This is a genomic window from Burkholderia aenigmatica, from assembly GCF_902499175.1.
GTDB classification, from domain to species: domain Bacteria; phylum Pseudomonadota; class Gammaproteobacteria; order Burkholderiales; family Burkholderiaceae; genus Burkholderia; species Burkholderia aenigmatica.
In genome coordinates, this window is record NZ_CABVQC010000140.1 from 1 (window position 1) to 2,734 (window position 2,734).

Annotated in this window: 4 protein-coding genes; 3 read left to right on the top strand and 1 reads right to left on the bottom strand. The window is 64.7% G+C overall.

Annotation, left to right across the window (positions count from 1 at the left end; genetic code table 11):
• The 3 genes from merA to merE form a co-directional block, all read left to right on the top strand.
• The coding region (gene merA / locus BDO18943_RS42255; protein WP_175026712.1) for a mercury(II) reductase at positions 1 to 1,414 on the top strand (1,414 nt) is incomplete at its 5' end.
• 16 nt (positions 1,415 to 1,430) lie between these two features.
• Positions 1,431 to 1,796, top strand: a complete 366-nt coding sequence (gene merD, locus BDO18943_RS42260) for a mercury resistance co-regulator MerD (protein WP_003465059.1) — start codon at positions 1,431 to 1,433, stop codon at positions 1,794 to 1,796.
• Positions 1,793 to 2,029, top strand: a complete 237-nt coding sequence (gene merE, locus BDO18943_RS42265; protein WP_001087809.1) for a broad-spectrum mercury transporter MerE — start codon at positions 1,793 to 1,795, stop codon at positions 2,027 to 2,029. The genes merD and merE overlap by 4 nt, the downstream gene beginning before the upstream one ends.
• A 52-nt stretch (positions 2,030 to 2,081) precedes the next feature.
• Here the strand turns inward: merE and BDO18943_RS42270 are convergent, their stop codons facing one another.
• Positions 2,082 to 2,696: a recombinase family protein gene (locus BDO18943_RS42270; RefSeq protein ID WP_000904941.1), complete on the bottom strand. Its 615-nt coding sequence runs from the start codon at positions 2,694 to 2,696 to the stop codon at positions 2,082 to 2,084.
• Between the last annotated feature and the right edge of the window lie 38 nt (positions 2,697 to 2,734).

The window sequence follows — 2,734 nt, forward strand, 5'->3', positions numbered from 1 at the left end:
TGATGCACTTGAGGGCGCCGGTTTGCATATCGCCATCATTGGCAGCGGCGGGGCCGCGATGGCGGCGGCGCTGAAGGCCGTCGAGCAAGGCGCGACGGTCACGCTGATCGAACGCGGCACCATCGGCGGCACCTGCGTCAATATCGGCTGTGTGCCGTCCAAGATCATGATCCGCGCTGCCCATATTGCCCATCTGCGCCGGGAAAGTCCGTTCGACGGCGGTATTGCGGCAACTGTGCCTGCGATTGACCGCAGCAAACTGCTGGCCCAGCAGCAGGCCCGTGTCGATGAACTGCGGCACGCCAAATACGAAGGCATCCTGGACGGCAATCCAGCCATCACCGTTTTGCACGGTGAAGCGCGTTTCAAGGACGACCAGAGCCTGGTCGTCCGTTTGAACGAGGGTGGCGAGCGCGAGGTAACGTTCGACCGCTGCCTGGTCGCCACCGGTGCCAGTCCGGCCGTGCCGCCGATTCCGGGCCTGAAAGAGTCACCCTACTGGACTTCCACCGAAGCGCTTGTCAGCGACACCATTCCCGCACGCCTGGCCGTGATCGGTTCGTCGGTGGTGGCGTTGGAACTGGCGCAAGCCTTTGCCCGGCTCGGCAGCCAGGTCACGATCCTGGCACGCAGCACCTTGTTCTTCCGGGAAGACCCGGCCATCGGCGAGGCCGTGACAGCCGCTTTCCGCGCCGAGGGCATCGAGGTGCTGGAGCACACGCAAGCCAGCCAGGTCGCCCATGTGAACGGCGAATTCGTGCTGACCACCGGACACGGTGAATTGCGCGCTGACAAGTTGCTGGTTGCCACCGGTCGGGCACCGAATACGCGCAGCCTCGCGCTGGACGCGGCGGGGGTCACTGTCAATGCGCAAGGGGCCATCGTTATCGACCAAGGCATGCGCACGAGCAACCCGAACATCTACGCGGCCGGCGACTGCACCGACCAGCCGCAGTTCGTCTACGTGGCAGCGGCCGCCGGCACCCGTGCCGCGATCAACATGACCGGCGGCGACGCAGCCCTCAATCTGACCGCGATGCCGGCAGTGGTGTTCACCGACCCGCAAGTCGCCACCGTGGGCTACAGCGAGGCGGAAGCGCACCACGATGGCATCGAGACCGACAGTCGCACGCTGACACTCGACAACGTTCCGCGAGCGCTTGCCAACTTCGACACACGCGGCTTCATCAAGCTGGTCATCGAGGAAGGTAGCGGACGGCTCATCGGCGTGCAGGCGGTGGCCCCGGAAGCGGGCGAACTGATCCAGACGGCGGTGCTCGCCATCCGCAACCGCATGACGGTGCAGGAACTGGCCGACCAGTTGTTCCCCTACCTGACAATGGTCGAGGGGTTGAAGCTTGCGGCGCAGACCTTCAACAAGGACGTGAAGCAGCTTTCCTGCTGCGCTGGATAAAAAAAGGAGGTTTTCAATGAGCGCCTACACCGTGTCCCGGCTGGCCCTTGATGCCGGGGTGAGCGTGCATATCGTGCGCGACTACCTGCTGCGCGGATTGCTGCGTCCGGTGGCGTGCACCCCGGGCGGCTATGGCCTGTTCGATGATGCCGCCTTGCAACGGCTGTGCTTCGTGCGGGCGGCCTTCGAGGCGGGCATCGGCCTGGACGCGCTGGCGCGGCTGTGCCGGGCGCTGGATGCTGCGGACGGCGATGAAGCGGCCGCGCAGCTTGCCGTTCTGCGCCAGTTCGTCGAGCGTCGGCGCGAAGCGTTGGCCGATCTGGAGGTGCAGTTGGCCACCATGCCGACCGAGCCGGCACAGCACGCGGAGAGTCTGCCATGAACAGCCCCGAGCGCTTGCCGTCCGAGACGCACAAACCGATCACCGGCTACCTGTGGGGCGCGCTGGCCGTGCTCACCTGTCCCTGCCATTTGCCGATTCTCGCCATTGTGCTGGCCGGCACGACGGCCGGCGCGTTCATCGGAGAGTACTGGGGTATCGCAGCCCTCACGCTGACCGGTTTGTTCGTCCTGTCTGTGACACGACTGCTGCGGGCCTTCAAAGATCGATCATGAGCGCTTCCCATTGAGACAAACCACGCTGTCGCTACGTTGCCTCATGCCGGCATCAAATTCGGCTGAGTAGCTTCTCGCCATCTGGACGTAGCTCACCCTTGGGTGAAACATGCCGATACAGGGTCTGCCGCGTGACGCCAAGTTCCTGGCACAGGTCGCCGACCTTGGTCTCTGGCTGACCCATTGCCGCCATCGCCAGCCGCAGCTTGGCGGCGGTCATCTTGAACGGCCGGCCGCCTTTCCGCCCGCGCGCGCGGGCCGAGGCTAGGCCGGCAATCGTGCGCTCCGCGATCAACTCGCGCTCGAACTCGGCCAGGGCGGCGAAGATGCCAAAGACCAGCTTGCCGGCGGCGGTCGTGGTGTCGATGGCCGCGCCGTGCCCGGTTAATACCTTCAAGCCGATGCCGCGCCCAGTCAGGTCGTGCACGGTGTTGATGAGATGTCGCAGGTCGCGTCCGAGCCGATCCAGTTTCCACACGACCAGTGTGTCGCCAGTTCGCAACGCCTTCAGGCAGCTCGTCAAGCCGGGCCGATCCTCGCGCATGCCGGATGCCTGGTCCTCGTAAAGATGTACTGGATCGACCCCGGCGGCAATCAGCGCGTCGCGCTGCAAATCGGTAGCCTGGGAGCCGTCCGCCTTCGATACCCGCATGTAGCCTATCAGCATGTCGTACCTGTCACATATACGTTCGATTATGTGACAGT